The following is a 25,542-nucleotide window of genomic DNA, read 5'->3' on the forward strand; positions in this document are numbered from 1 at the left end:
GACAAGTAGTTTGATGAACGCCTTCTCTCACATTTGACCAACGAGCACTGCGTCATCCTGAGGAGGTGCACAGCGCTGTCTCGAAGGAGGGGCAGCAGGCTTAAACACCTGTGGCCCATCTTTCGTGACAGGCCTATGGCCTGCCTCAGAATGTGGGGGGCTTTGGGCGGCGTTCATCGAAACGGTCTTTGCTTTTGCGCGCGTCAGGACACGAAAAATGGCTGGCAGTTTTCTCATCCCAGCCCTTGCAGCGCGTATCCGGCAAGATAGGCGATCCCGGCGGCGGTGAGGCCGATGGCGGTGGTTTCCAGTCCGGAGCGGAGCCAGGATTTGGTCGACCAGAAGGACTTGATCGAGCCGATCAGGAAAAAGGCGGTGCCCGTCAGCGCTGTTGTCAGAAGGCCGCTGGCGCCCAGATTGAACAGGAATGGTGCCAGCGGCAGGCTGCCACAAAGCGCAAAGGCGGCAAAGGTGGCCAGCGCGGCCAGAAGCGGCGACCGGGTGGGCGCAGCAAGGCCGTATTCCGCCTCCATCATAGTGTCCAGCCAGGTCGCCCGGTTGGAGGTGACGAGGCGCACAAGAGCCTCCAGATCCGCGCCTTCAAACCCCCTGGCCTTAAAAATCTGCCGGATTTCTTCCCGCTCGCCCTCCGGTTCTGTTGCAATGTGCTTTTCTTCAATTGCCCTCAAGCGGGCATAGTCTTCTTCTTCCGACTTGGAGCCGCTGTAATTGGCCGCAGCCATGGAAAAGCCGTCGGCCAGCAGATTGGCAATGCCGAGGATCAAAATAATGCGCGGGGGCAAACTGGCGCCGACGGCACCTGCGACAATGGCAAAGGTGGTTACCGCTCCATCAATGCCGCCATAGATCCAGTCGCGCAGATAGCTGCCCCGTGGCTTTTGCGATAGCCGGCGGGCAATGGCATCGGGCCTGTGGCTGTGCTCCAGTCGCGGAGGTGGCATCGGGCGATCCTTAACCTTGCGTCAGAGGCACTCTGACGGCCCTTTTCAGCTCAGGCCATGATCCGGATCAAGGCGGTTTGAAGCTTTGTTGGGGCGGGAAAGTCGGGTCCGGGCCGGAAACGGGCGAATTTGGCGGATTCCCCTGTGGCCTTGGCGGGCGGGGGCGTGTATAAGGCCGCACGTTTGCGTTCATCAGGCAGACAGAAAAGATCATAAAATGTCGCGGACCGGGCCCGAAAAGCAACGACAGGCCGGTCCAGTAGGAGTAGGAAAAATGGCGGAGAAGTGGAGCCCGGACACTTGGAGATCGAAACCGATCCTGCAGGTGCCGGAATACCCGGATCAAGAGGCTTTGGCGGATGTGGAACAGCGCCTGTCGACTTATCCGCCGCTGGTTTTTGCAGGTGAAGCGCGCGCGCTCAAGAAACAGCTGGCCGATGTCGCCCAGGGCAAGGGATTTCTGCTTCAGGGCGGGGATTGTGCCGAAAGCTTCGCCGAGCATCATCCCGACCATATCCGCGACTTCTTCCGGGTGTTCCTGCAGATGGCCGTCGTCCTGACCTTTGCAGCCAGCCAGCCTGTCGTGAAGGTCGGCCGGATTGCCGGTCAGTTCGCCAAGCCGCGCTCGTCGAACACGGAAAAGAAAAACGACGTGGAACTGCCGAGCTACCGGGGCGATATCATCAACGATATCAACTTTTCCTCCGAAAGCCGCATTCCCGACCCGAACCGCATGGCCATGGCCTACCGTCAGTCTGCGGCAAGCCTGAACCTGTTGCGGGCCTTTGCCCAGGGCGGGTTTGCCAATCTGGATCAGGTCCATCAATGGATGCTCGGGTTCATTTCGGACAGCCCGCAAGGCCACCGCTACAAGGAACTGGCGGACCGGATCAGCGAATCCCTGGCCTTCATGCGTGCCTGCGGCATCAGCTCTGAAAACGTTCCGCAGATGCGCGGCACTGATTTTTTCACCAGCCATGAAGCGCTGCTGCTGGGCTACGAAGAGGCGCTGACCCGCGTCGATTCCACCACCGGCGAATGGTACGCCACCTCCGGGCACATGATCTGGATCGGTGACCGTACCCGCCAGCCGGACCATGCCCATGTGGAATTCTTCCGAGGCATCAAGAATCCGATTGGTCTGAAATGCGGCCCCTCCCTGACGCCGGATGGCCTGATGGAGCTGATCGACATTCTGAACCCGGAAAACGAGCCGGGCCGGTTGACCCTGATTGCCCGCTTCGGCGCCGACAAGGTGTTCGACCACCTGCCGCAGCTTGTGCGCGCGGTTGAGCGGGAAGGCAAATCTGTGGTCTGGTCTTGTGACCCGATGCATGGCAACACGGTGACGGCCGGGGGCTACAAAACCCGTCCGTTCGACCGCATCCTGAAGGAAGTGGAAGCCTTCTTTGCGGTCCACCGGGCAGAAGGCACCCATGCGGGTGGCGTTCATGTGGAAATGACCGGACGGAATGTCACCGAGTGCACTGGCGGTGCCCGGGCTTTAACCGCCGATCAGCTTGGTGACCGTTACCATACCCATTGCGATCCGCGTCTCAATGCGGATCAGGCCCTTGAACTGGCCTTCCTGATCGCGGAAAACCTGAAGAAGGAACGGGACGGCCGCAAGGTTGAACCGGTTGCGGTCAACGGCTGACGATTGCGCGGACTCACTTTACGTTAACCGAAAGGGCGGCTTTGGCCGCCCTTTTTGCATCTTCCGCCGGATTTCCGCCGGTCCGGTGCCCTTCGGTAAGCCGGATTTAACGCCCTCGGTCTTATATGTCGATAGGTACATTTTGCGGGGAGACGTAACATTGCGGGACAAGTGGGATCTTTCCAGGATTTCCTGCCTGATTGCGGAAGACAATCCGCATATGCGCACCATTTTGCGCTCTGTGCTGTCCGGCTTTGGCATCCGTTCGGTCTATGAAGCCAGTGATGGCGCCGAGGCGCTGGAGATGGTGGTGGACCGGAAGCCCGACATTGTTTTGCTGGACTGGATGATGAACCCGTTTGGCGGCAATGAGTTTCTCAGAATTTTGCGCGGCGATCAGGATCTGGTGATCAGCACCGTGCCGGTGCTGGTGGTCACCGCCCATGCCAAACGCGCCACCATCCTGGAAGCGCTCGGGATCGGTGTGCATGGCTTTGTCGCCAAACCGATTGCCCCGGCGATCCTCTACAATCACATCGGCGAAATTCTGGAGCGCCAGCAATTGACCGGCCGCTCCAAAGGGGTGATGGGCACGGGCTCAGAGAAAAAGACGCGTAAAATGTCCATCACAGGGCTGCCCGGCCTGAACGCCCCGGTCCCGCCTGCAGCCGCCGTTGAGGACAGGGGCATGGCGTTGCTGCTTTAAGGATGCTGCAGATTGGTGGTGTCGATCTGCAAGATTTAGAGAGTGTAGCAGAAGCACATCCGGAAAAGTTGTGTCCGGATCGCCTTGTCTCCTTTTGCGCGTATTAGTATGCTGACTTTCCGTGCAACAGCGAAAGGAGTGGAAATGGGGTTTGGGCTCGCCGGATTCTACGCGATTTTCTGTCTTGCAACGATCTCCGTCGCGATCGAGCCTGGACCGGTTCAACTCCGCCTTGCAAAAGAAACCGCGCTTTATGGCCGTTTGAATGGCCTCGCCCTGAATGTAGGCACGCAGCTTGCCAATATTCCAACCCTTCTGCTGGTTGTGTTTGGCCTGAGCTACATAGTGGAAGCCGGAACGCTTGTTCTGGATATTCTGCGCTGGCTTGGAATTGCCTATCTGGTGTGGGGCATTGTGTCTCTTTTGCGCAGGGAACCGCCACTCGACGGCTCTGATGGTGCTGTTGAAAAAGGAGCGCTGCCACAAAAGAGATCGGTGCGTCCAATTTGGAAAAGTATGCGCACAGGCTATGTGATGCAGATGTTAAATCCGGCGCCCTGGGGCTTCTTTGCCGCCTTTCTGCCGATTTGGGTAAGGCCAGAGCTGGCTATGTCCACATCTTTGCAGCTTGGGAGTCTTGCCGGGGCATTGCTGGCAATATTCTTTCTCTGTGATGTCGTGTTTGTGCTGACAGCAGCCAAGATGAAATCGGTTCTCGGGAACAAACGGTTTGCAGTCAAATGTCTGAAATGGCTTGGAGCCAGCTGGCTGGGAATTCTGGCGTGCAGGCTCGCGCTCGACCGGCATTGAGTTTCCCATAAGCTGGCTTGCCAGATTTGAATGATTGCCAGCGGTTCCCCTTGCGGCTAAATCAGGGGGAATGATATCTCCTGGCGAACTTCCCATGATTACTGATCACTTCCGGCTGGCCGTTGCACAGCTCAACCCGACCGTCGGCGATGTGGCCGGCAACGCGGACCTGGTCCGCACGGCCCGGCGTGAGGCGGCTGAAAAAGGCGCGAATCTGGTGCTGGCCTCCGAATTGGTGCTGGCCGGCTATCTGCCGGAGGACCTGGTGCTGAAACCGGCCTTTGTGGAATGCTGCATGGAGGCGGCTGAAGAGCTGGCCCGGGAAACGGCTGATGGCGGGCCGGGCCTTGTCATCGGCTCCCCCTGGAAAGGGGAGGACGGCCAGGTCTATAACGCGGCCCTGCTGCTGGATCAGGGTGAGATCCGCGCAATCCGCTATAAATATGATCTGCCCAATTACAGTGTTTTTGATGAAAAGCGCGTCTTTGCCGCCGGGCCGCTGCCCGGGCCGGTGGATTTTCGGGGCGTTCGTATCGGCCTTCCGATCTGTGAGGACATCTGGAACGATGAAGTCTGCGAGTGCCTTGCAGAAACCGGCGCGGAGCTGCTGCTGGTGCCCAATGGCTCGCCCTATTGGCAGAACCGGGCCGACGAGCGGCTGCAGGTGGTGGTCTCCAGAGTGGTCCAGACGGACTTGCCGCTGATCTACTGCAACCAGCTTGGCGGGCAGGATGAGCTGGTGTTCGATGGTGGCTCCTTTGCCCTGCAGGCCGACCGGGCGCTGGCCTTTCAGCTGCCTCAGTTTGAAGCCGCGCTTGGGATCAGCGACTGGAAACGGCAGGGGGACGGCTGGATTTGTGAAGGTGGACCGGTAGCCAAACTGCCCGGTCTGGATGAAGCCAATTGGCGGGCCTGTGTGCTCGGCCTTGGCGATTATGTCACCAAAAACGGCTTTCCCGGCGTGGTGCTGGGTCTGTCGGGTGGCATCGATTCGGCCATCTGCGCGGCCATGGCCGTTGATGCGCTGGGGGCGGACAAGGTGCATGCGATCATGCTGCCCTACCGCTACACGTCACAAGAAAGCATCAAGGATGCGGCGGCCTGCGCGACTGCGCTCGGTATCCGCTACGACACCGTGCCAATTGCCGAGCCGGTCGAAGGCTTCCGCTCTGCTCTCGGCAGCCTGTTTGAGGGCACGCAAGAAGACACAACGGAAGAAAACCTTCAGTCGAGGGCACGCGGCGTCATCCTGATGGCGGTGTCCAACAAGTTCGGCCGGATGGTGATGACAACCGGCAACAAGTCGGAAATGTCGGTTGGCTATGCCACGCTCTATGGCGACATGAATGGCGGCTACAACCCGATCAAGGATCTCTACAAGACCCAGGTTTATCATTTGTCCGCCTGGCGCAATACCATCCGGCCGGAAGGGCTGAAGGGCCCCGGCGGGGAGGTGATCCCCTCCAACATCATTACCAAGGTGCCGACGGCGGAGCTGCGGGAAAACCAGACGGATCAGGATTCCCTGCCGCCCTATGACGTGCTCGACGATATCCTGTCCTGCCTGGTGGAAGAGGAAATGTCGGTCAGCGAAATCGAGCAGCGCGGTCACGACAAGGCCCTGATCCACCGGATCGAGCATCTGCTTTACATTGCCGAATACAAGCGGCGGCAGGCGCCTCCGGGCGTCAAGATCACAGACCGGAATTTCGGCAAGGACCGCCGGTATCCCATCACCAACCGGTTCCGGGACCGCGACTGATCTGAAAGGCCGTTGCAAACGGCCTGGGGCAGAGCGTTTGTCCGGGACCGGCCGTCTTCAGAAAGGCCCGGCGCGGGCAGGCGGTTTCCTGGCATGACCTATCTTGTGTTTTTGCGCGACAATGCGCGCTGGCTGTCGGCCTGCTATCTGCTGGCGCTGTTCTCCGGCTTCGGGCAGACCTTTTTCATTTCCATGTCCGCAGGAGATCTGCGCGCCGAATTCGGTCTCAGCCATGGGGAACTGGGTCTGCTTTACATGCTGGCGACCCTCGGAAGTGCCTTGACCCTGCCTTATGCCGGCAAGACCCTGGATCACTTCCCGGTGCAGAAGATCGCGGTTGTGGTGATGGCCGGCCTTGCCCTGTTCTGCCTGGTGATGGCCCATTCCTTTTCCGTCTGGACCGTGGCGCTTGCCTTTTACGGCCTGCGCCTATGCGGGCAGGGCATGATGACCCACACATCGATCACCGCCGCCGGGCGCTGGTTTTCCGCCCAAAGGGGCCGGGCCATCTCCATCGCGATCCTTGGTTTTCCAAGCGCCGAGGCCCTGTTTCCCCTGTGTTTCGTACTGCTCAGCGGCTGGATCGGATGGCGCTCTGCCTGGACTGTTGGCGCGCTGGTGCTGATCTTTCTGGCCATGCCGGTTCTGTTGGCGCTTCTGGCCCGGGACCGGGTGCCGACCGCCGGGGAGATGGCCGCTGCCAAGGTGGAGGGGCGTCAGTGGACACGGGGCGAAGCCTTGCGCGATCCAAGGTTCTGGCTGGTCTCCTGTGGCATCAACGCGCCCGCCTTTATCGCAACGGCGGTCTTTTTCCATCAGGTCTATCTGGTGGAGTTGCGAGGCTGGTCCCTGGAAGTCTTTGCCAGTGCGTTTCTGGTCATGGCCTGCGGGGTTGTCTGCGCCTCGCTGGCGATTGGCCCCATGATCGACCGCTTTTCTGCACGGCGCCTTTTGCCGCTTTCCCTGCTGCCCCTTAGCGCAGGCTGTCTGGTGCTCGCACTGGTGCATCAACAGGCCGCCGCCTTTGTGTTTTTAGGCCTGATCGGCATCGGCAACGGCATCAACAGCACACTGGTCGGCGCCTTCTGGCCGGAAGTCTATGGCACACAGCATATGGGGGCGATCCGATCTGTCGCCTTTGCCTTCATGGTGTTTGCCTCGGCAGCCGGGCCCGGTCTGGTCGGCTGGCTGATCGACCTCGGGGTGTCTTTCGATCTGCAGGTGCTGGGTATGGCGTTCTACTGCCTGGTTTTTTCCGGAGGCCTTGCGCTGGCCTCCAGAGCCTACGGAGAACGGTGAAGGGGCCTCGGGAACCTGAGTGACACCGCAATGCGATGCATCACGAGACAGCGCGCGGTGCCGGACGAAACCCGTTCAGGTTCGGTTCAGACTGGATGCTTAAGCTGCGGCATATCTTGAAAAATGGCCTGCTTTCGGCTATCTTGGGTCTATGGAGATTGCTCAGATGATGAAGAAGATATCCTTTACTGGCATGATGCTGGCCGCTCTGCAATTTGCAAGCGCTGTGGCTCAGGCGACGCCGTATCTGCCGCAACCCTGATCCAGAGCGTTTTGAGGCCTACACTTTAGTTTGGTGAGCCTCTTATTGAAGGCGCGCAAGCCTCGCCTGGGTTCGATTCCGAAGATTGATCAGGTTGTATCTTAGTTCGGCCTGAACGCTCTCCAGTTTCAGGGCGCTCAAGTCTTTCTTGTCTTCATCGGTTGCCTCATTGCGCGCCAGGACTTGCAGAGCAAGCGTGGCCGCATTGTCGATCAGGTCCAGCCGGTCCCTCAGCCAGGCTAGATGATTGGCCGAGATGTTCCGCTTCGCCTCGCTCATGCGTTCTTCGTAAAGCGCATAGATATAAAGGAACGAGGCCCGCTGCTGCCGCACCAGCGCCTCGGGGTGGCTGAGCACCTCAATCGTGCAGTGCAGGTCGATATTGGCAATCACCTCCGCCAGATGCCCGGCTTCCTTCTCATAGCGCTCGTTGAAGTCGGGATGGTCCAGCGCATGCTGAACGAAGAGAGACTGGACGCTGTAATAGAGATAGCTGAAGGTTCCGGCCTGCCGTAGGGTGAGGGTCCCGCCGTCATAGCCGTCTTGGCTGCTGGCAAGGCTCTTGTCCGGACACTCATAGCGGAAGCCCGGGTCATTTTTAAAACGGGCGTCCACCAGGGTGCCGGAAGTCCCGGCCAGATGATTGCCGAACAGGGAGGTGTGGGGAATCCGCTGGTCGATCCGTTCAATCAGGTGAGCGTAGAATTTCAGATTGTTCAGATGCATCTCCAGAATGTCCGGCGGCGGCGACCGGGTTTCGGTGATGAAAAAATCTTCCACCATGAAGATCACGTCAAAAAGAGCCCGTTGCAGGTACCAGAATTCCGGGGCTGAGACATCGGCTCGCTTGAAGCGTGTCTTGAATTTATCGACATCCGCATTCAGGGTCCGGATCGCTGCCAGCTTCTGATTGTCCATGTAAAGCAGAGACGCATAGATCGTCGCCAGATAGGGGCGCAGCGAGACCGAGGCCACTTTGAGATCGTCCGGAAGCTGGATGGTGTTGATGTTCAGGTCGGCACAGGCGCTCACACCGTGATAATCTTCCCCGAAGGTTTTGATCTCGGTAAAAGCCGCCCTGATCGGCTGCATGGACGGCGCGTGCCCTGCGTTGAATTTGCTCACGACCTCTTCCAGCCGGGCCCGAATCTGCTGTTTCTGGCGGGTCTCTTCCGTAGACAGGTCTTTGCCTTCGAAATCCTCAAGGGCAATCAGATTGAGGTAAAGCGCCCCGATCAGGGGCCGGAATGGGGCCACACGGTTGAACAGATAGCGCCTGTCGTCGGTTTTCTCCAGCGACCCGGCAATACAGTCGAACAGGGTCTTGAAAGAGGCCTCAAAACCCATGGTGACCGTGTAGTGGTGTTTGATTTTCTGAAGCTTCAGGGGCGCCGCCGCTTCGGGGGGCGGCGCTGGCGCTGCCACCGCCAGTTCAGCCGGGAAGGCCCGGGTAACGGTTGCAGCCGCGGCGCTGGCCAGAACGGGGGCGTCTGGCAGGAGCGCGGCAAGCTCCGGATTATGCGCTTTGATATAGGCATAGTCGCGCTTCATGGTGCCGATCATGCCCTTGATGGGCCCGAACCCGCCCAGGAAGAAAGATTCCTTGTTGCTGCTATCATTTTCGGTCTTTTCGGTGTTCACCGACTGGGCTTCCTGTCCGCTGGACTGGCGGGCGGCAGGTTTGGCAAGCTGGAAATTCACCTTGCCGTCATTCAGGCTGACGGAGCGCAGCAACTCGTCCAGCGAGGCGGTGGTCATTCCGGCAATCAGCAGGAACACCAGCGCCACGCCCTCGATCTTTTCCAGAAGGGTCAGTTTTGTCTCGGCCGGACGCCGGTAATTCCTGGAGACCCAGACCGCCAGCAACCCGCCGAAGACAATGCCGAGGATAAGCTTGGCAACAATCTGGGAGGTCAAAAATTCATGCCAGCGGTAAAGATGATTGTAGCTCGGCAGAATTCCGGCCCAGCTCAAAAGGACTGCAAGCCCGAACAGGACAAGAAAGAAGAAAAACACCAGTCCTGCCAGCACATCCGCCCGGATGATGGCCGTGATATATTTGTTTTCAAACAGCTTCCTGTGATCCTTGCCCTGGATCTGCACGGTTCGTTCATCCACCGTGATGATAGCAATCATCGCCAGGAAGGTCACAATTGCGGACAGAATAAAGGTCGTGGTCACCCGTCAACGCGCCTCTTTTAAAAGGATCATAAGCGCCAGGAAGCAGAAAGCGCTTGCTCCGCGCTGCTGACCTTTGAAAAACAAGAATAAGCAATCAGAAAAATACCCGGCTTTTATATCACGTAAGGGAATAACTTCCTAGGGTTCTGAAGTTATTCAGCTTATGATAGAGTAAGCGGTTGCAAATGCAGGGGACGTCTCACGAGCCTCAGATGATTGGCCCGGGATTCCACCCCATTGCTGATGCTCCCGGCCGCAAAGGGGTGAAACAGCCAGCTGATGTCCAAGGGCGGGGATTCCCTCTTGCCGCGCGGCGCCGGGCGGGCTAACTGAAGCGCCATGACTGTCACTGTACGTTTTGCGCCGTCGCCGACCGGCCATATCCACCTCGGCAACAGCCGTCCCGCGCTCTTCAACTGGCTTTTTGCCAAAAAGGAGGGGGGCCGGTTCATTCTGCGGTTCGACGACACCGATCTGGAGCGCTCGAAGCAGGAATACGCGGACTCGATCGAGACGGATTTGCGCTGGCTCGGCATCGAGCCGGATGTGATCGAACGGCAATCGGCCCGGGTGGCCAGCTATGATGCGGCGGCCGAAAAACTGAAACAGGCCGGTTTGCTCTATCCGTGTTACGAGACCCCGGACGAGCTGGAGCGCAGGCGCTCGCGCCAGCGCGCTCTCGGACGGCCTCCGGTCTATGACCGGGCTGGGCTGAAACAGACAGCCGACGAGCGCGCAACGTTCGAAGCGGAAGGCCGCAAGCCGCATTGGCGCTTTGTGCTGCCCAATCATGACGGCGACCCGTTTGCAACGAAACGCACCGATGTCACCTGGACCGACCTGTGCCGGGGGGAACAGTCGGTGGATCTGGCCTCCCTGTCCGATCCGGTCCTGATCCGGGCCGATGGCACCTATCTTTATACGCTGCCTTCCATCGTCGATGACATTGATATGGGTGTCACTCATGTTATCCGCGGCGAGGATCATGTGGCCAACACAGGCGTCCAGATCGCGATTTTTAAGGCGCTTGTGGCCAAGGCCCCCATCTTCGGTCACCACAATCTCTTGACGACCCGGGACGGGGAGGGGCTCTCCAAGCGCAAGGGAGCCCTGTCGATCGGGTCCCTGCGCGAAGACGGGCTGGAGCCGATGGCCGTTGCCTCGCTCGCGGTCCTGACCGGCACCAGCCAGGCGGTGGAGCCTTTGACGGATATGGCGGCGCTGACGGACAAATTTGATCTTGCCAGCGTCTCCCGTTCCTCGGCGAAGTTTGATCCGGAAGAACTCAAAAGCCTTAATGCGAGGCTGGTCCATGATCTGCCCTTTGACGCTGTCAAGGACCGGCTGGAGGCGCTGCAGATCGGCGGTGGAGCCGCCTTTTGGGACACGGTGCGCGGCAATTGCGACACGGTCGGCGATGCGGCCCCGTATTGGGCCATCCTCACCGGGCCGGTAACCGGCCGCATCGAAGAAGAGGACCGGGAGTTTCTGTCAAGCGCTGCTGCGCTTTTGCCTGACGGCGACGTGACGGAAGAGACCTGGGGCGCCTGGACCTCCGCGCTCAAGGCCGAAACCGGGCGCAAGGGGCGGGGCCTGTTCATGCCGCTGCGCCGGGTCCTGACCGGGCTCGACCATGGTCCGGACATGAAGGCGATGCTGCCGCTTATTGGGCGACATAATATTCTGGACCGACTACCCTGACGGTTCCCGCCGGGGCGCGCGTGCGGCCTCTCCCGGCTGACCCGCTTGTGAAGACCGGGGTTGTGACATCTGTTTCCACCGGCACGTCTTCTGTGTTGCGGCGCAGGCTCAACAGCGGGAAGCCGCCGCCTTCCGGGGGGCTGGCAACGGTGCCGACGGCCCCAGAGCTGGCCGCTTCAAGCGCGGTCAGCTTGGTCACGTCAAACCCTTTTTCCAGATTGGTCAGAGTGTCGGGGTCCTCATAAGGAGGCAGCTGGGCTTTGGTCAGCGGCAGGCGCGACAGCGAAGACGGGGCCGATGGGCCATCGGGGAAGGTGACACCTTGGCCCGGCGGAAGGGAGGCGCGCGGCAAGCCTGCGCTGATATCGGCGAAAGAGACCCGGTCGCCCGACGGGGCGCTGATCACCGACCAGGCCGAGCGGCGCTTCCTGCCTCCGGTCTTCCGGCAACTGCAATCCTTCACAAATTCCGATTTGTAGCGGAAGGCGAAGGGCTGATCCGCATAGGCAATGCCCGCGAGCGACATCATCTCCGACTGGTCACCGCCCGGATTGCGGTAGACATAAAGCTCGGTCGGTGACGCGGGGCAGATTTCCGAACAGCGCGCTTCATCATTGGCAAACTGGCGCCGCCCGGTGGAAAAACTCACTGGGAAAAAATAGCCGTCACATGTGCGCACACACAAGGTTCTGAAGGTGCCGCCGGAAGGCAAGGTGCGGCGTGTGGAAAGGGTCTTGCGCTGCGGTCTGCTTTGGGAGATTTCCCGGTCGCCAGGCGTGGCGGCAGCCGTCTTCGCCTGTGTCCCGGACCTGAAAAGACGGGCGAGGAAGGAGGGGCCGCTTTCGGGCCGCGCCTCCTGCCGCTGTGCGCTGGCCTGACGGGGAGCGGGCGGGGCATCGCAGTTTTGCCGTTTCAAGGCGGCGCGGATCTGACGCGCGCGCCGTGTGTCCTTTGCCGAAGCGCCACCGCCTGCCTTGGCCAGTTGTCGTTCGATGGCTGCCAGATTCGCACTCATCCGTTTGATCTTGCGCTGAAGCTGGCGGCATTTGTCGGTTTTTTCGCTCGAACAGGAGAAATAGCGTGCATCGCGATTGGCGGCGGCAAGCGCCTTTTGCTGCTGCTTTTGGGCAGAGCGCCATTTTTGCGCAGCGGGCGAGACGGTCTTGGCCGGAGACGTCAGGCGGCGCAATTCGGATTTGAGCGACGCACAGCTTGCCGCCGCCGCGCTCTGCGGCACAAGCAGCAGCCCGGCAAGGGCGAAAACCGCCCCGATGGCTCTGATGGATTTGGCTCTTGATGAAAGCCGCATCGCCTGTCCCCTGATGCGCGTTCGCCGCGCAGCGCTGATCCCGTTTCTGATCACAACGATAGCATGAAAGCGCTCACGTTGAGTTAATCCCCTGCCGTTTCGATCATGTTCAGATGATGACGGTGAAGCGTATACCGGAGAGGTCTGCGTGGTGGCCGGCCTGCCGCTTACAAGATTCCGTATAGTTAGAAAAAGGGCTTTGAAACCTCGTCTGAAGCCTGACCGGATGGGCGCGCGGCAGAGCCGCGAGCTGCGGAAACGGGAGCCGGTCTGGGAGATATTGTTTTTCAGATACATGCCAATCCTGGGGTGGTAAAATTAACCATCTCGCGCGATAGCTGGAAATTCTGCCGTGTTCCGGCCACTTTGTAACAATAGAGGCTTGGAAAGTATAACCCCATGAATAGGGTGCTTAGACAAAAGCGGTGCCTTGAAAACGAGGCAGAAAGACCAAGCAGATTTGACAGAGAGCTTTGACCGGCGAAGTCGTGAAGTGGTGAAAGTGGCGGACCTATCTGTTGATAAGGAAGGAATAGTTAAGGAATTGGGGCATGAGAAATTGCGAATCAACAGTGGAAACTGAGACGCTGCAGTCAACAGAAACGTGGCGTGGGTCGGGTCAAGAGACCGCAGAAGTCAAACGAACAGCTGGCAGGAAAGCGAGGCCGCAATGACGCGCAAATCGAAGAGCAAAAAGGCCGTGCCGGGCGCGAATGAACGGTTCGAGCAGCTTGGCCCTGGTTGTTATGCGTATAGCGCCGACGGGTGCACGAATACGGGGGTGGTGATCGGCGAAAAGGGCATTCTGATCGTGGATGCCCAGGCAACACCGGCTCATGCGGACAAGGTGCTTGAGAAAGTCCGGGAGATTTCCGGCAAGCCGGTGAAACAGGTCGTCCTGACCCATTTTCATGCGGATAGCACGCTTGGCGCGCCAGCCTTTGAGGCGGGCGAGATTGTTGCGTCCGATCTGACCCGGCGCATGATGGACACGCGCGGGCCAGAAGATATCGAGATTTCCCTTCAGCGCCAGCCTGATCTTTTTGAAGATCTGCCTGCGGGAACCGGCAGCAGCCTTCCAAGCATGACGATTGCCTCGTCCATGTCGATTGATCTGGGTGGTCTTGATGTGCGGCTGATGCATCTGGGCCGGGGCCATACAATGGGGGATCTTGTGGTCTGGGTGCCTGCCAGCGGCGTTCTTTATGCCGGGGATCTGGTGCAAACCTCCGCGTCGCCCTATTGCGGTGATGCCCATCTGGCTGACTGGCCGCGGGCGCTTGACCGGATCACGGCCTTCCGCCCGGCAGCGCTGATGCCAGGCCGGGGCCGGGTTGCGGCGAGTGCCTCTGCTGTTGCCAATGCGGTTGAAACAACAAGGGATTTTGTCGCCACTCTGCGCGACACGGCAACGGCCTGTGTGGAACAGAGCATGGGGTTGAAGGACACGCTCAATACCGTTGAAGAGGCGCTTGCGCCCAGATTCGGCTCCAGAACAGACTTTGAACTGCATCTTCCGTTCAGTGTTGCCCGGGCCTATGACGAGGCTCTTGGCCTTGACCAGCCCCAGATCTGGACACGGGAACGGTTTGCTGACCTTCAGGACGCACTCGGGGGGGCTGGGGCGCCCGCCGGTGAGGACGAAGACAGCGATTTCGAAGCTGACGAGGTTGGCGAGGCCATAGATGGGGATGAACTGGTGTCCGACATGGATTTCGCAGCCTCTCTGGCCGATGCCCCGGACACGTCCGCAGAAGAGGAAAGCGACTCGCTGGACCTGTCTGCGGACGATATCGTGGAGCTGGAAGAGGGCGGCGGCGAGGATGATCCCGAGCGGGAACTTGAAACCATCCGCTGAGACCCTTAAGCGTTCAGTCTGCCAAACGCGCGCCATCCGGCGCGCGTTTTGTATTTGGGGCGGGCGCTCCATCCGGCCGCTTGACCGGACGCTCAGGCACCCCACATGAGACCTCGAGCACCTAAACCAATCGCAATTGATAGAGACCTATCTGATGGCGTTTTCCAATTTGCAGGCAAGCGCGCTGTGCACGACGGCGAGTTGGCCGTTTAAGCGTCGCAACGCTGACCGGCAGGTTGGAAAACGCCACCGAAGACCGCTTTTGGTCCCCGTCGGCCAGAGCATCGTTCGTTCGTTGACCGAACAAAAGATGCTCTTGTTGCAGATCTTGCCCGAAACCCTTATCGCGCTGAGGTCTGCACCTCGCCGAGAGACCTCCAAAACCGGTCAGATCGGTCGCTATCAATTGTGATGGGTATAACCTGGAGGATATTTGATGCAGTTTCCTGCTGCCGGACCCCTTGCCCTGGCAACCTGTCTTTTGGCGGCCGCGCCCGGCTTTGCGGCTGACGACCCGGATCTGATTTTCAAGAAATCGACCGTCTGGAAGTTCCTGACCCCGGATCACAAGCTGGCCACCTATGCCATTGACGATCCGATTGTTGACGGGGTGGCGTGCCATTTCACCGTGCCGGAAAAAGGCGGCGTGTCCGGCTGGCTCGGCGTGGCGGAGGAAGTCTCTGATGTGTCTCTGGCCTGCCGTCAGGTCGGACCGGTGACCATCAAGGAGACCTTTGAACAGGGCGAGGAAATGTTCCGGCAGCGCCGGTCGCTGATGTTCAAGAAGATGCGCATTGTGCGGGGCTGTGACACGAAGCGGAATGTCCTGGTCTATCTCGTTTATTCCGACAAGCTGATTGAGGGCAGCCCGAAAAACTCCACATCAACCGTGCCGCTCATGCCCTGGGGCGACCAGACGCCGCCGCAATGCGCGGACTATGTCTCGAACTGACCGGAAATTTCGGGGAAAGAGCAGCTGCGCAGCACCACATGCGTTGTGTTCCCGGGGAAAAGCCTGAGCAGATTGCCCTTGAAGGCGCGCGCGGCTCTAGCCCGCGTCCAGGGCTTCCAGCCGCTTGGCCGCCGGCAGATCGGCTTCTGCGCAGAAATGCTTGTAGAGCATGGCCATGACGTCTTTGACCGGTTCGCTCGACAAACGGTAATAGATGGTGGTGCCTTCGCGGCGGGTGGCCACCAGGCCTTGAGCGCGCAACAGGGCCAGCTGCTGCGATACGGTTGGCATGCGCATGCCGGTTGTCTCAGCCAGTTCGCTGACACAGCGCTCTTCTTCAAACACAAGACACATGAGGAGCAGACGAGGCGCGGAGGCCATCATCTTCAGAAATTCGGCAGCAGATTCTGCCTTTTCTTCGATTGCTTTATAGTCCATTTGCCGACTCTGCCAAACACAGGGTAAAACTTCAAGCTGTCGCTCCCATACCAACTTGAACACTGGACGCTCTTTTACAGGCGGCTTGCGACCGTGACAATAATGTTTCCGTTGCCACATCCAGTTCCGGTTAACAGACAGAGGCTTTTCTGTTGCAGTTCATTGCCAAAAGCCTTGGTTCCATCGGTGATTGCGACCAGCGCCGCAAAGGGGGCGCCGAGAACAAGCAACACAAAAAGAATCACAAACAAACGGTTCAGCATGGTGGTCTCCAGATGGCAATCCGTATCGATTGCCTGAAGACTAGGCCCGAAGGCTTGAACCTGTTCTGACTGGCATGTTCAGCGGCTGTTCAGATATCTAAACATCCTGGAAAGAAAAGGAATATCAGTTCGTTAGGCGTCACAGATTCTCCGTCATGGCCCGCCGGAGCGCCTTCAGAAGCACCGCATCGCGGCCATAGATATCTTTCCGGAAGTGGGTCGATCCATCCTTGTTCATCCAGGCGGTGAGGTAAGTCAGGTGCACCTGGGTGGAGACCACAGGTTTGACAATTGTCCGCTTGGCCGTGTCCCGGATCTTTTCCCAGTGGCCCGGTGTGGAATTCACGTCAACCAGAAGCACATCGGCGAGTGCGAAAGGATCGGAAGCCCGGATACAGCCATGGCTGAAGGCGCGCTCGGACCGGGCAAACAGGGATTTTGACGGCGTATCGTGGATATAGATGTTGAACCGGTTCGGAAACATGAACTTGATCCGGCCAAGAGCGTTGCCGTCGCCAGGGTCCTGGCGCAGGCGGAAGGGAAAGTTCTTGCCCGAATAGCTGTGCCAGGAAATCTGGGTTGCGGCCACTTCCCGGCCGTCCTCAAACACCCGGATTTTCTGCCGGGTGAGGGCCGAAGGGTTTTGCTTGAGCTTCGGCAGGTATTCCTTGGTGGCGATGGAATAGGGCACATTCCAGAACGGATTGATTTCCACATAGTCCAGCGTGTCGGAAAACACGGGTGTTGCATGGTAGGGCTTGCCGACCACAACGCGTGTGGTGTGGATGGTCTTGCCATCGCGCACCACTTTCAGGTTCTGATCCGCCAGGTTCACAAACACAAAGAAGGCTCCAAGATCGTCCGGCATCCAGCGCCGCCGCTCCATGTTCAGTTCCATCTGGATGAGCTTGTCCTGAAGGGGAATGTTGAGCCGCTCCAGCGTGTTTTTTCCGATGACCCCGTCCTGTTCGAGCCCGTTTTGGCCCTGAAACGTCTTGACCGCGTCCACGAGTGAGCCGTCATAGGTCCCGCCGGAATGCTCCTTTGCGCCGGGAATGTCTTCTGCCATCAGACGGGTTCGCAGCACCGGGACCCGGGAATCGTTCATGCCGGGTTTTAAAACCTCGCCCTTCGGTATCACGGCAAAGCCGCCATCTGCGGCCTTTTGCCGGTACTGGGCCAGACGGCGTTTCAGGCGGGCGTAATTATCGGACTGGGGCGCGAGGCTTTCCAAGAACGCGCTGAAGTCGGGTGTCGCGACAGCCGTTTCAAACAGGGCTCTTGGGTCTGGGCGGTCCGGAAACAGATTGAGCGCCTTGTTGACCTTGTTGGGCTGCACCCGGCCCGAGGAGAGATGAGTGGCATAGCGCAGAAACTGATGGGACAGGCCAAGGTCAAACCGGGCCCACTCCGCCGGGGTCTGGGCCTGATCTGCCAAATCGGCCAATTGCAGTGGCTGGTAGTTGCCGGGATCGAGCGCATGGTCGTTGGCGGCCGCCATGGCGGCGATCGCCAGATGCGCTCGTTCCTTCAGGCCCTCCTGATCGAACCAGACCGGCGCAAAAATCCGCTCGGCATAGTATTCTTGAAGGCCTTGGGGAAGATCTGCGGGCAAGGCATTCCGGATAGCCCTGGCAATCGGCGTTTGAGGGCCGTTGTCCGTGCTGGCCGGGGCTGCCGTTTGCTCCGCCGGAACTGCCGGAGCTGGTTGGGCGGCCGATTGGGCGGCCGCATCCGTGGCCGGAGAGGAAAGGATGAGGCTGGCGGCAAGCAGCAGCCAGACCCGGACATATCGACTTACCCCCAAAACTGCCATGTGCTTCCTCCCTGTGATTCCCTTGCGGAAAGTTTACGGCAAGGAGCAGTCCCCGCCAACGGAGCCGTTCTTGTTCTGCCTGCCCCGCTAAAATTGCAGCCTTGACCGCGTCCTGTGTTCCGGTCCATATAGAGCCCCATGATGACGGCCCTTTGGAACATCATTACAATCACCATTATTTGCAGCTAGCGACACCGCTGGCTGTGGCCGTTCCCTCTTGGCAAAAATTCCTCTGAGACGGATCGCCCGGTCAGCCGGCCAGGAGACCCTATGACATGAGCGCCGCCGAGACAGCACAATCGGGCACAAGCAGGGGCTTGAAGCTCACCAACACCATGACCCGCGAGAAGGAAGACTTCCGGGCCATCGATGATGGGAATGTGCGCCTTTATGTCTGCGGCCCGACGGTCTATGACTTCGCCCATATCGGCAATGCCCGGCCGGTGATCGTGTTTGACGTCCTCTACCGGCTGCTCCGGCATCTTTACGGGGTTGGTCATGTCACCTATGCGCGCAACATCACGGACGTGGACGACAAGATCAACGCCCGGGCCTTGCGCGACTATCCGGACCTGCCGCTGAACGAGGCGATTGCCAAAGTCACCCAGAAAACCGCTGATCAGTTCCACAAGGACATCGCCGCGCTCGGTGTTCTGAACCCGGACCATGAGCCCAGGGCCACCCAGCATATTGAGGGCATGGTGGCGATGATCGGCCAGCTGCTTGACAAGGGGCACGCCTACGAAGCGGGCGGGGAAGTGTTGTTCGATACCGCGTCCATGCCGGACTATGGCGGCCTGTCCAAGCGCAAGCTGGATGAGCAGCTCGCCGGCGCCCGGGTTGCCGTTGAGGATCACAAGAGATCTCCGGGAGATTTTGTCCTTTGGAAACTCTCCTCCGGCGATGAGCCGGGCTGGGAGAGCCCGTGGGGACGCGGGCGTCCGGGCTGGCATATCGAATGCTCGGTCATGAGCGCTCACCACCTGGGCCAGGTGTTCGACATTCACGGCGGTGGGCTCGATCTGATCTTTCCCCACCACGAGAATGAAATCGCCCAGTCCCGCTGCGCCCATGGCACCTCCACTATGGCCAACTACTGGATGCACAACGGTTTCCTTCAGGTCGAAGGCAAGAAGATGTCCAAGTCGGAGGGCAATTTTTTCACCCTTCAGGAGCTTCTGGAGACGGAGCGTTTCGGCGGCCGGTCTTGGCCGGGGGAGGTGCTGCGGCTGGCCATGCTGATGACCAATTACCGCGAGCCCATCGACTTTTCCAAGCGCAAGCTGGAAGAGGCCGAACACCTGCTGGCCAAATGGCCGGAGCCGGTTGAGACCGCTGCGGAGCCTGCTCCCGAGGTTCTGGCGGCGCTTCTGGATGATCTCAACACATCGGCGGCCGTTCAGCATCTGCATGCGCTGGCGGTGGAGGCAGCGAAGGACCCGGCAAAGCTGCCCGTCTATTCAGCCTCGGCGGCGCTGTTGGGGGTTGGGCCGGTGAAGGTGGATCTGTCCGGAATTGATGAGGCCGCGATCCAAGGTGCCGTCACCTTGCGCCTGGAAGCCTTGAACAGCAAAAACTGGGCAGAAGCGGACCGGATACGAGATGAACTGATGTCTCAAGGAATTCTATTAAAGGATTCAAAAGAAAAAGAAACTGGAGATAGAATAACAAGCTGGGAGGTGAAGCGGTGACAGGCACGCCTGCCAGTCAGGTTTGGGCCGGAGGCTGCCAGTGCGGGGCGGTCCGGTTCCGGGTGGACGGTGCCCTCGGCACCGCCTCCATCTGCCACTGCCGCATGTGCCAGAAGGCCTTTGGCGCATTTTATGCGCCCTTGGTCAGCATCCGGGACGGCGGAAAACTGACCTGGACGCGGGGCGGCCCCAAGCGGTTCCAAAGCTCCAACCATGTGGCGCGGGGCTTTTGCGAGGCTTGCGGCACACCGTTGACCTATGAGGCCCCCGACGGGGTGGCGCTGGCCATCGGCGCGTTTGACGCGCCGGAGGATTTGGCCCCTGAAATCCAGTATGGGGTTGAAGCCAAGCTGTCCTATACGGACCGGATGTCCTGCATTCCTGAGCGCCGGACAGAAGAAGACCTGGAGACAGCGGCGTTTTTGGACGGAATTGTCTCTTATCAACATCCCGACCACGACACGGAGACCTGGCCACCGGCTAAGGTTCCTCCCCAAGCAAAAGACTAGACCCAGCCACGCTGCCAGGTAGGAAACCCATGACCAAGGAACGCCTGTACCTTTTCGATACGACCCTGCGAGACGGTGCCCAGACCAGCGGCATTGATTTTTCCGTCAACGAGAAAATCGGGATTGCAGGGCTGCTGGAGCGGTTGGGGGTCGACTATATCGAAGGCGGCTATCCGGGAGCGAACCCGGCCGACACGGCGTTTTTCAGCGAGCCGCGCACGAAAACCGCCGTCTTCACCGCCTTTGGCATGACCAAGCGGGCTGGGCGGTCTGCAGCCAACGACCCGGGGCTTCAGGAGGTGCTTGCAGCCCGGTCCGACGCCTGCTGTTTCGTGGCCAAGGCCTGGGACTATCACGTGAAGGTCGCGCTTGGCTGTTCCAACGAGGACAATCTGCAGTCGATCCATGACACGGTGTGCGCGGCCCTTGCGGCGGGCAAGGAAGCGATGATCGATTGCGAGCATTTCTTCGACGGTTTCAAAGCCAACCCGGATTATGCACTTGATTGCGCCCGGACTGCCTATCAGGCAGGCGCCCGCTGGATCGTGCTGTGCGACACCAATGGCGGCACATTGCCGGATGAAATCCATCATGTTGTGACAAAGGTTCAAGAGGTTGTGCCCGGCAGCCATCTGGGCATTCATACCCATGACGACACTGGCCAGGCAGTGGCCAATGCGCTGGCTGCCGTCGATGCGGGGGTGCGCCAGATCCAGGGCACGTTGAACGGCTTGGGCGAGCGCTGCGGCAACGCCAATCTGATCACGCTGATCCCCACCTTGAAACTCAAGGGCGCCTATGCGGACCGGTTCGAGCTTGGGGTCAGCGACGCACAGCTGAAGGAAATCACTTCGATTTCCCATGCCTTTGACGAGATCCTCAACCGATCGCCCTACCGGCAGGCGCCCTATGTGGGCGAGACAGCCTTTGCGACCAAGGCCGGCATCCATGCCTCCGCGATCCTGAAGGATCCGCAGACCTATGAGCATGTGGCCCCGGACGTGGTCGGCAACCAGCGCCGGGTGCTGGTGTCCGACCAGGCGGGCAAAAGCAACCTGCTTGGGGAACTCTCCCGGGTGGGAATTGAGATCGACAAGTCCGATCCGCGCCTTGACCGGCTTCTGGCCCTCGTCAAGGAACGGGAAGCGGAAGGCTATGCCTATGAGGCTGCGGATGCCTCCTTTGAGCTTCTGGCCCGGCGCGAACTGGGCGGCGTGCCGCGCTATTTCGATGTGAACTCTTTCAAGGTGATGGTGGAACGCCGCTTCAATGCCATTGGCGATCTGATCACCGTATCCGAGGCGGTGGTGAAGGTGGATATTGACGGGGAAACCCGCATGTCTGTCGCAGAAGGCAACGGGCCGGTGAACGCCCTCGACATGGCCCTGCGCAAGGATCTTGGAAAGTACCAGACGGCAATTGCAGGGCTGGAGCTGATCGACTACAAGGTTCGTATCCTGAATGGGGGCACGGGCGCCGTCACCCGCGTTCTGATTGAAAGCCACGACACGGACAGCCACCGCCGCTGGTTCACGATCGGGGTATCCTCCAATATCGTCGACGCCTCGTTTCAGGCCCTGCTCGACTCCATCACATTCGCGCTGCTGAAGGCCGACGCCGCCTGAGGGCTATGCGCGCCAGAAAGGCAATAGAATGTCGCATCCGGCAACGGACACCGACGCACGGGAGCGTTTTCGCGAAGGCCTGCTCTACGGCCTTCTGGCCTATGGCATGTGGGGCTTCTTTCCCGCCTACTACAAACTGACCGCAGGTGTTCCAGCAGATCTGGTGGTGTCTCACCGGATCATCTGGTCGGTGTTGTTTGTCGGACTGTTTCTTTTTCTGCGCGGCCGGTGGCAGGAAGTACGCGAGGTGTTCCGCCAGCCCAAGGTGCTGGGCGGCCTGATGGCCTCTGCCACGTTCATCGGGGTCAACTGGCTGGTCTTTGTCTGGGCAATTGAGCACGAAAAGGTGCTCGACATCTCGCTCGGCTATTTCATCAATCCTCTGGTGAGCATTCTGGTCGGGCTGGTGGTGCTGCGCGAGCGCCTGTCAGCCGGGCAGGGGATTGCGGTCGCCATTGCCGGCATTGCCGTGGTGGTGCAGGCAGTTCTAGCCGGAGGCCTGCCCTGGGTTTCGCTGACCCTGGCCGTGACCTTTGCCGGATATGGGTTCGTGCGCAAGGTGACCCCGGTCAAGGCGACGCCGGGCATGTTTGTGGAAACCGTGCTGCTGTTGCCGGTTGCTGCCGGCTATCTTCTGTTCAGTCTGGGGCAGGGCCGGGATGCGATGGTGCTGAACGATTTGCCTGTGCTGCTGGCGCTGGTGGGCACCGGAACGGTGACCGCGCTGCCCCTGATCAGTTTTTCTGCTGCCGCGCGCAGACTGCCGCTCTTCATGATCGGCTTGATGCAATATATCGCCCCGTCCATGCATTTCCTGATGGCGGTTTATATCTGGGGCGAGCCGTTGGATTCGGCCAAACTTCTGACCTTTGCCATGATCTGGGCCGCGCTGGTGATTTTCACCTTTGACAGCTGGCGCGGCTACCGGCGCAAGGCGCAATCGTAAGGGCAAGGCAAACAGCGCCGGATGTGTCCCTCCGGCGCTGTTGACTGATTGTCGCCAAGGCTTGCAAGCCCCGGGTTGCCAAATGGCGGGGGGAGCCTCCTGCGCTGATGTCAGAGATCCTCGATGCCCACCGCAGTGCCAGCCTGGGCTGTGTCCGTGTCCGGGTCTTCAGAGGCGCGCCGCAGCATGGGCAGGATGTCGTCAACCGACTTGGCGACCAGATAGGGCACTTCTGAATCCGGCCGGATATAACCCTGTGCGCGCATATGATCGAGCAGTTCCATCAGCGGCGACCAGAAGCCGTTGATATCGGCCAGAATCACCGGCTTCTTGTGCCGCCCGAGCTGGGCCCAGGTCATCATCTCGACAACCTCTTCCAGGGTGCCGATGCCACCGGGAAGGGCGATGAAGGCATCGGATCTTTGGAACATCAGATGTTTGCGTTCATGCATGTCCTGCGTGACCACGAGGTCCTTGAGGGCGGTCAGCATGACTTCCCGTTTTTCCAGAAAATGCGGGATGATGCCGGTGACATCGCCGCCAGCTTCCAGGGCGGCCCTTGCAACCGTTCCCATGAGCCCGACATTGCCGCCGCCATAGACCAGACGCAGGCCCGCTTCCGCCAGAACCTGGCCAAGTCGGGTTGCAGACGCTTCGTGAACCGGGTCCGAGCCAATGCTGGAGCCACAATAGACACAAACGCTTTTGAGTTGATTTTGAGAGACCGTATTCATGACGCAAAGATGTGGCATTGTGTTTGTCTTAAGGTCAAGCATTCTATGCAAGACCTTTGACTTTTCTGCCGGATTTCTTGCCGTCCCTTGAAAAGACGGGTATGGATGGGGCGGCTTGGAAAATATGACAGGGGCAGACGTTTGAACCGGGTGTGATGCGGGACCAAGGACACTCCGGCCTCAGCGAAAGAGCCTTTTAATGGGAAGATCCTTCTGACGGGACCGAAATGAACAAGAAGACAATCATCTGGACCTTGGCTCTGGCTGTGCCTGTTGGCGTGGCGGCCCTTCTGGCCGGATATTTTTACAAATCCGGTGTATTGCCGAACAGGGACGCCGGTGAGACGGCCCCGATTGCTGAAACAAAATCAGATGGCCCGGCTCTACCGGCCGCGTCCGGTGGCAATACAGTCTCCAGTGACCCCACAGCGGCACAGTCGGCAGCGGGCGAACCGCAACAGGCTGCGGCTTTGCCAGAGGGCCAGGCCGCAGACAAGGCTGGGGACAACCAGGAGGCGTCCGCAGAGGAGGCCCCGCTGCAGGGGCCGAGCTTTGATGTGGTCGGTGTTGAGCCGACCGGTGAGACGGTTGTCGCCGGCCGCTCCGATGCAGGCGCCATCATTGCGTTGACCGCCAATGGTGAAGTGGTCGGCAAAAGCATCGCCAATGAGGCGGGTGAATGGACCATTATTCTGGCAGAGCCGCTGAAACCCGGCGATTATGATGTCGGGCTTGAAGTTCACAATGAGCAGGGCGGGACGGTTGAAGAATCCGAACAGCGTCTCGCCGTCTCCGTGCCTGAAGGGGGCAAGGAACAGCCTCTGGTCGTGCTGAACGATCCGGAAGGCCCCTCCGATATCCTGCAAAAGCCTGAGCCGGAGCCAGAAAAGGTTGCCGAAATGTCCGATGGGCAGACAGGGCAGCAACAGGTGGCCAGCACGCCGGACACGCAAAATGCGCCAACCGGTGGTCCCACGCAAGAGACCGTTGTGGCGGCCCTGCCGGAGACCTCGGCAGACGATGCGCAGGACGCCTCCGCTCAGAGCAACACCGCCAACGGTGCCCAAGAGCAAGTGGCCACACCCGCTCCGGCGGCGCAGCAGGATCAGACGGCTGGCGTCTCATCTGTGGGCGCCCCTTCCGATGGCGCTCTGGCGCCGCAAACTGCGGCCGCTTCTGACGCAAGTACGATACAAGAGAACGCTCCCGGAGAGGCTCCGAAGATCACAGTTGAGGCTGTCGAATCGGAGCCGGACAAGGTCTATGTGGCCGGTACCGGTGAGCCGGGCGCGTCGGTGCGGGTCTATGTCGGCGAAGAGTTTCAGGGCGAAGCAACCGTGGATGCAGGTGGCAAATGGCTTCTGGAAGGGGCAAAAAACGTCTCTGAAGGCGATGTCGAGGTCCGTGCAGACCTGATCGGCAAGGATGGCAATGAAGTTGACGCCCGCGCTGCGGTGACGTTTGAAAAGGAACGGGACCAGCAGATTGTGCTCACCAAGGTCGTGGCGCAGGGCGCGGGCGCGCAGGCGGGCGATCAGGACGCTGAGGTCAAGAAGGCTCTGCCGGTGGTCATTATCCGCAAGGGCGATAATCTGTGGCGGATTTCCAGGCGTCTTTACGGGGACGGCTTCCGGTATACGACCATCTACAAGGCCAATCAGGACCAGATCCGGGACCCGGACCTGATCTATCCTGGCCAGGTGTTCCTGACGCCTGAAGGGGACCTCAACTGGCCGTCGCCGGAGAAAGAGCCCGGCTGATCCGGGGGGGCGATGGGCCGGTTCCGCGCAGCCGCTGTGTCTTCCCGCAGGATGGGCTGACCACAGGCCCAAACACTCCAAAGAAACAAACAGGCCGCCCCACGGGGCGGCCTGTTTGTGTTCTGGGAGGGGCGATGGGACTGCGCGTCGCGGGAAGAGCGCCGAAAGAGCCAGGTCACTCAGGCCGGACATTTATACATAGCGTCATTCCGGCGGCCACTCTCCTGAGCCTATGATGCGGGGTCGTAGCACACGCCCCAAGAGGCATAAAAGGAGAGTGACCGTGTCGGAGTATGTTGGA

At 59.8% G+C, this 25,542-nt stretch carries 21 protein-coding genes; 14 read left to right on the forward strand and 7 right to left on the reverse strand.

Translation table 11 applies throughout. The features are described 5' to 3' along the window. Positions 1-233: 233 nt before the first annotated feature. Entirely contained in the window at positions 234-962 is a 729-nt protein-coding gene (locus ACXAH0_RS20195) for a VIT1/CCC1 transporter family protein (protein WP_475194538.1), read from the reverse strand. Between the two features lie 274 nt (positions 963-1,236). Here ACXAH0_RS20195 and ACXAH0_RS20200 point away from each other — a divergent pair, with 274 nt between their 5' ends. The 5 genes from ACXAH0_RS20200 to ACXAH0_RS20220 all read left to right on the forward strand — a co-directional run bounded on the left by ACXAH0_RS20200 (position 1,237) and on the right by ACXAH0_RS20220 (position 7,196). After that, positions 1,237-2,619: a class II 3-deoxy-7-phosphoheptulonate synthase gene (locus tag ACXAH0_RS20200; protein WP_475186266.1), complete on the forward strand. Its 1,383-nt coding sequence runs from the start codon at positions 1,237-1,239 to the stop codon at positions 2,617-2,619. A 160-nt stretch (positions 2,620-2,779) separates the two neighbouring features. Then, on the forward strand, positions 2,780-3,325 hold the full coding sequence (locus ACXAH0_RS20205; RefSeq protein WP_475194541.1) for a response regulator: 546 nt from the start codon (positions 2,780-2,782) through the stop codon (positions 3,323-3,325). Between the two features lie 84 nt (positions 3,326-3,409). After that, positions 3,410-4,135: a LysE family translocator gene (locus ACXAH0_RS20210; protein WP_475186270.1), complete on the forward strand. Its 726-nt coding sequence runs from the start codon at positions 3,410-3,412 to the stop codon at positions 4,133-4,135. A 94-nt stretch (positions 4,136-4,229) separates the two neighbouring features. Beyond that, a complete protein-coding gene (locus ACXAH0_RS20215) occupies positions 4,230-5,897 on the forward strand; it encodes an NAD+ synthase (RefSeq protein WP_475194544.1) in 1,668 nt (555 codons plus the stop codon). A 93-nt stretch (positions 5,898-5,990) separates the two neighbouring features. Next, positions 5,991-7,196 carry an MFS transporter gene (locus ACXAH0_RS20220; protein ID WP_475194548.1) on the forward strand — a complete coding sequence of 402 codons (1,206 nt, stop codon included), beginning with the start codon at positions 5,991-5,993 and terminating at the stop codon, positions 7,194-7,196. 304 nt (positions 7,197-7,500) lie between these two features. Here ACXAH0_RS20220 and ACXAH0_RS20225 read toward each other — a convergent pair whose 3' ends face one another. Next, on the reverse strand, positions 7,501-9,639 hold the full coding sequence (locus ACXAH0_RS20225) for a hypothetical protein (protein WP_475194553.1): 2,139 nt from the start codon (positions 9,637-9,639) through the stop codon (positions 7,501-7,503). A gap of 339 nt (positions 9,640-9,978) precedes the next feature. On the opposite strand from ACXAH0_RS20225, the gene gltX reads away from it, so the two are divergent. Beyond that, positions 9,979-11,340, forward strand: coding sequence for a glutamate--tRNA ligase (gene gltX / locus ACXAH0_RS20230; protein WP_475194557.1), 1,362 nt, complete (start codon positions 9,979-9,981; stop codon positions 11,338-11,340). Here gltX and ACXAH0_RS20235 read toward each other — a convergent pair. Beyond that, complete coding sequence (locus ACXAH0_RS20235) at positions 11,303-12,649, reverse strand: DUF2865 domain-containing protein (protein WP_475194562.1); 1,347 nt, start codon at positions 12,647-12,649, stop codon at positions 11,303-11,305. The genes gltX and ACXAH0_RS20235 overlap by 38 nt on opposite strands. A 670-nt stretch (positions 12,650-13,319) precedes the next feature. Between ACXAH0_RS20235 and ACXAH0_RS20240 the strand changes: the two genes are divergently transcribed. The 3 genes from ACXAH0_RS20240 to ACXAH0_RS20250 all read left to right on the forward strand — a co-directional run bounded on the left by ACXAH0_RS20240 (position 13,320) and on the right by ACXAH0_RS20250 (position 15,459). Then, positions 13,320-14,507, forward strand: coding sequence for an MBL fold metallo-hydrolase (locus ACXAH0_RS20240; protein WP_475186829.1), 1,188 nt, complete (start codon positions 13,320-13,322; stop codon positions 14,505-14,507). 154 nt (positions 14,508-14,661) lie between these two features. Beyond that, positions 14,662-14,919 (forward strand): hypothetical protein, encoded by a 258-nt coding sequence (locus tag ACXAH0_RS20245; RefSeq protein ID WP_475186826.1) that lies wholly within the window; start codon positions 14,662-14,664, stop codon positions 14,917-14,919. A 24-nt stretch (positions 14,920-14,943) separates the two neighbouring features. Then, on the forward strand, positions 14,944-15,459 hold the full coding sequence (locus ACXAH0_RS20250) for a CreA family protein (protein WP_475186825.1): 516 nt from the start codon (positions 14,944-14,946) through the stop codon (positions 15,457-15,459). Positions 15,460-15,555: 96 nt separating this feature from the next. Here the strand turns inward: ACXAH0_RS20250 and ACXAH0_RS20255 are convergent, their stop codons facing one another. The 3 genes from ACXAH0_RS20255 to ACXAH0_RS20265 form a co-directional block, all read right to left on the reverse strand. Next, entirely contained in the window at positions 15,556-15,897 is a 342-nt protein-coding gene (locus ACXAH0_RS20255) for an ArsR/SmtB family transcription factor (RefSeq protein WP_475186821.1), read from the reverse strand. Between the two features lie 74 nt (positions 15,898-15,971). After that, positions 15,972-16,160, reverse strand: coding sequence for a sugar transporter (locus tag ACXAH0_RS20260; RefSeq protein ID WP_475186819.1), 189 nt, complete (start codon positions 16,158-16,160; stop codon positions 15,972-15,974). A gap of 139 nt (positions 16,161-16,299) precedes the next feature. After that, positions 16,300-17,976, reverse strand: a complete 1,677-nt coding sequence (locus tag ACXAH0_RS20265; protein ID WP_475194566.1) for a L,D-transpeptidase family protein — start codon at positions 17,974-17,976, stop codon at positions 16,300-16,302. A 275-nt stretch (positions 17,977-18,251) separates the two neighbouring features. Here ACXAH0_RS20265 and cysS point away from each other — a divergent pair, with 275 nt between their 5' ends. From cysS to rarD, 4 genes are read left to right on the forward strand one after another with little or no spacing between them, the layout of a single operon-like run. After that, complete coding sequence (gene cysS / locus ACXAH0_RS20270) at positions 18,252-19,667, forward strand: cysteine--tRNA ligase (protein ID WP_475194570.1); 1,416 nt, start codon at positions 18,252-18,254, stop codon at positions 19,665-19,667. Next, the gene (locus tag ACXAH0_RS20275; RefSeq protein ID WP_475186811.1) at positions 19,664-20,176 is read left to right on the forward strand and encodes a GFA family protein; all 513 of its coding nucleotides are present in this window, start codon (positions 19,664-19,666) and stop codon (positions 20,174-20,176) included. Before cysS ends, ACXAH0_RS20275 begins: the two co-directional genes overlap by 4 nt. Positions 20,177-20,205: 29 nt before the next feature. Beyond that, a complete protein-coding gene (gene cimA, locus ACXAH0_RS20280) occupies positions 20,206-21,801 on the forward strand; it encodes a citramalate synthase (RefSeq protein ID WP_475186809.1) in 1,596 nt (531 codons plus the stop codon). A gap of 28 nt (positions 21,802-21,829) precedes the next feature. Then, positions 21,830-22,747, forward strand: coding sequence for an EamA family transporter RarD (rarD, locus tag ACXAH0_RS20285; RefSeq protein ID WP_475194576.1), 918 nt, complete (start codon positions 21,830-21,832; stop codon positions 22,745-22,747). Between the two features lie 110 nt (positions 22,748-22,857). Here the strand turns inward: rarD and ACXAH0_RS20290 are convergent, their stop codons facing one another. Beyond that, positions 22,858-23,499, reverse strand: coding sequence for an LOG family protein (locus ACXAH0_RS20290; protein ID WP_475186805.1), 642 nt, complete (start codon positions 23,497-23,499; stop codon positions 22,858-22,860). Between the two features lie 209 nt (positions 23,500-23,708). On the opposite strand from ACXAH0_RS20290, the gene ACXAH0_RS20295 reads away from it, so the two are divergent. Then, positions 23,709-25,241 carry a LysM peptidoglycan-binding domain-containing protein gene (locus ACXAH0_RS20295; protein ID WP_475194582.1) on the forward strand — a complete coding sequence of 511 codons (1,533 nt, stop codon included), beginning with the start codon at positions 23,709-23,711 and terminating at the stop codon, positions 25,239-25,241. Positions 25,242-25,542: the final 301 nt, after the last annotated feature.

The organism is Roseibium sp. AWQ4_290 (genome assembly GCF_056160985.1).

Excerpts from the sequence above, each read along its gene's own strand:
- ACXAH0_RS20195 (WP_475194538.1), bottom strand. The coding sequence starts at position 962 with ATGCCACCTCCGCGACTGGAGCACAGCCACAGGCCCGATGCCATTGCC.
- ACXAH0_RS20200 (WP_475186266.1), top strand. The coding sequence starts at position 1,237 with ATGGCGGAGAAGTGGAGCCCGGACACTTGGAGATCGAAACCGATCCTG.
- ACXAH0_RS20215 (WP_475194544.1), top strand. The coding sequence starts at position 4,230 with ATGATTACTGATCACTTCCGGCTGGCCGTTGCACAGCTCAACCCGACC.
- ACXAH0_RS20220 (WP_475194548.1), top strand. The coding sequence starts at position 5,991 with ATGACCTATCTTGTGTTTTTGCGCGACAATGCGCGCTGGCTGTCGGCC.
- gltX (WP_475194557.1), top strand. The coding sequence starts at position 9,979 with ATGACTGTCACTGTACGTTTTGCGCCGTCGCCGACCGGCCATATCCAC.
- ACXAH0_RS20235 (WP_475194562.1), bottom strand. The coding sequence starts at position 12,649 with ATGCGGCTTTCATCAAGAGCCAAATCCATCAGAGCCATCGGGGCGGTT.
- ACXAH0_RS20240 (WP_475186829.1), top strand. The coding sequence starts at position 13,320 with ATGACGCGCAAATCGAAGAGCAAAAAGGCCGTGCCGGGCGCGAATGAA.
- ACXAH0_RS20245 (WP_475186826.1), top strand. The coding sequence starts at position 14,662 with ATGGCGTTTTCCAATTTGCAGGCAAGCGCGCTGTGCACGACGGCGAGT.
- ACXAH0_RS20250 (WP_475186825.1), top strand. The coding sequence starts at position 14,944 with ATGCAGTTTCCTGCTGCCGGACCCCTTGCCCTGGCAACCTGTCTTTTG.
- ACXAH0_RS20255 (WP_475186821.1), bottom strand. The coding sequence starts at position 15,897 with ATGGACTATAAAGCAATCGAAGAAAAGGCAGAATCTGCTGCCGAATTT.
- ACXAH0_RS20260 (WP_475186819.1), bottom strand. The coding sequence starts at position 16,160 with ATGCTGAACCGTTTGTTTGTGATTCTTTTTGTGTTGCTTGTTCTCGGC.
- ACXAH0_RS20265 (WP_475194566.1), bottom strand. The coding sequence starts at position 17,976 with ATGGCAGTTTTGGGGGTAAGTCGATATGTCCGGGTCTGGCTGCTGCTT.
- cysS (WP_475194570.1), top strand. The coding sequence starts at position 18,252 with ATGAGCGCCGCCGAGACAGCACAATCGGGCACAAGCAGGGGCTTGAAG.
- cimA (WP_475186809.1), top strand. The coding sequence starts at position 20,206 with ATGACCAAGGAACGCCTGTACCTTTTCGATACGACCCTGCGAGACGGT.
- rarD (WP_475194576.1), top strand. The coding sequence starts at position 21,830 with ATGTCGCATCCGGCAACGGACACCGACGCACGGGAGCGTTTTCGCGAA.
- ACXAH0_RS20290 (WP_475186805.1), bottom strand. The coding sequence starts at position 23,499 with ATGCCACATCTTTGCGTCATGAATACGGTCTCTCAAAATCAACTCAAA.
- ACXAH0_RS20295 (WP_475194582.1), top strand. The coding sequence starts at position 23,709 with ATGAACAAGAAGACAATCATCTGGACCTTGGCTCTGGCTGTGCCTGTT.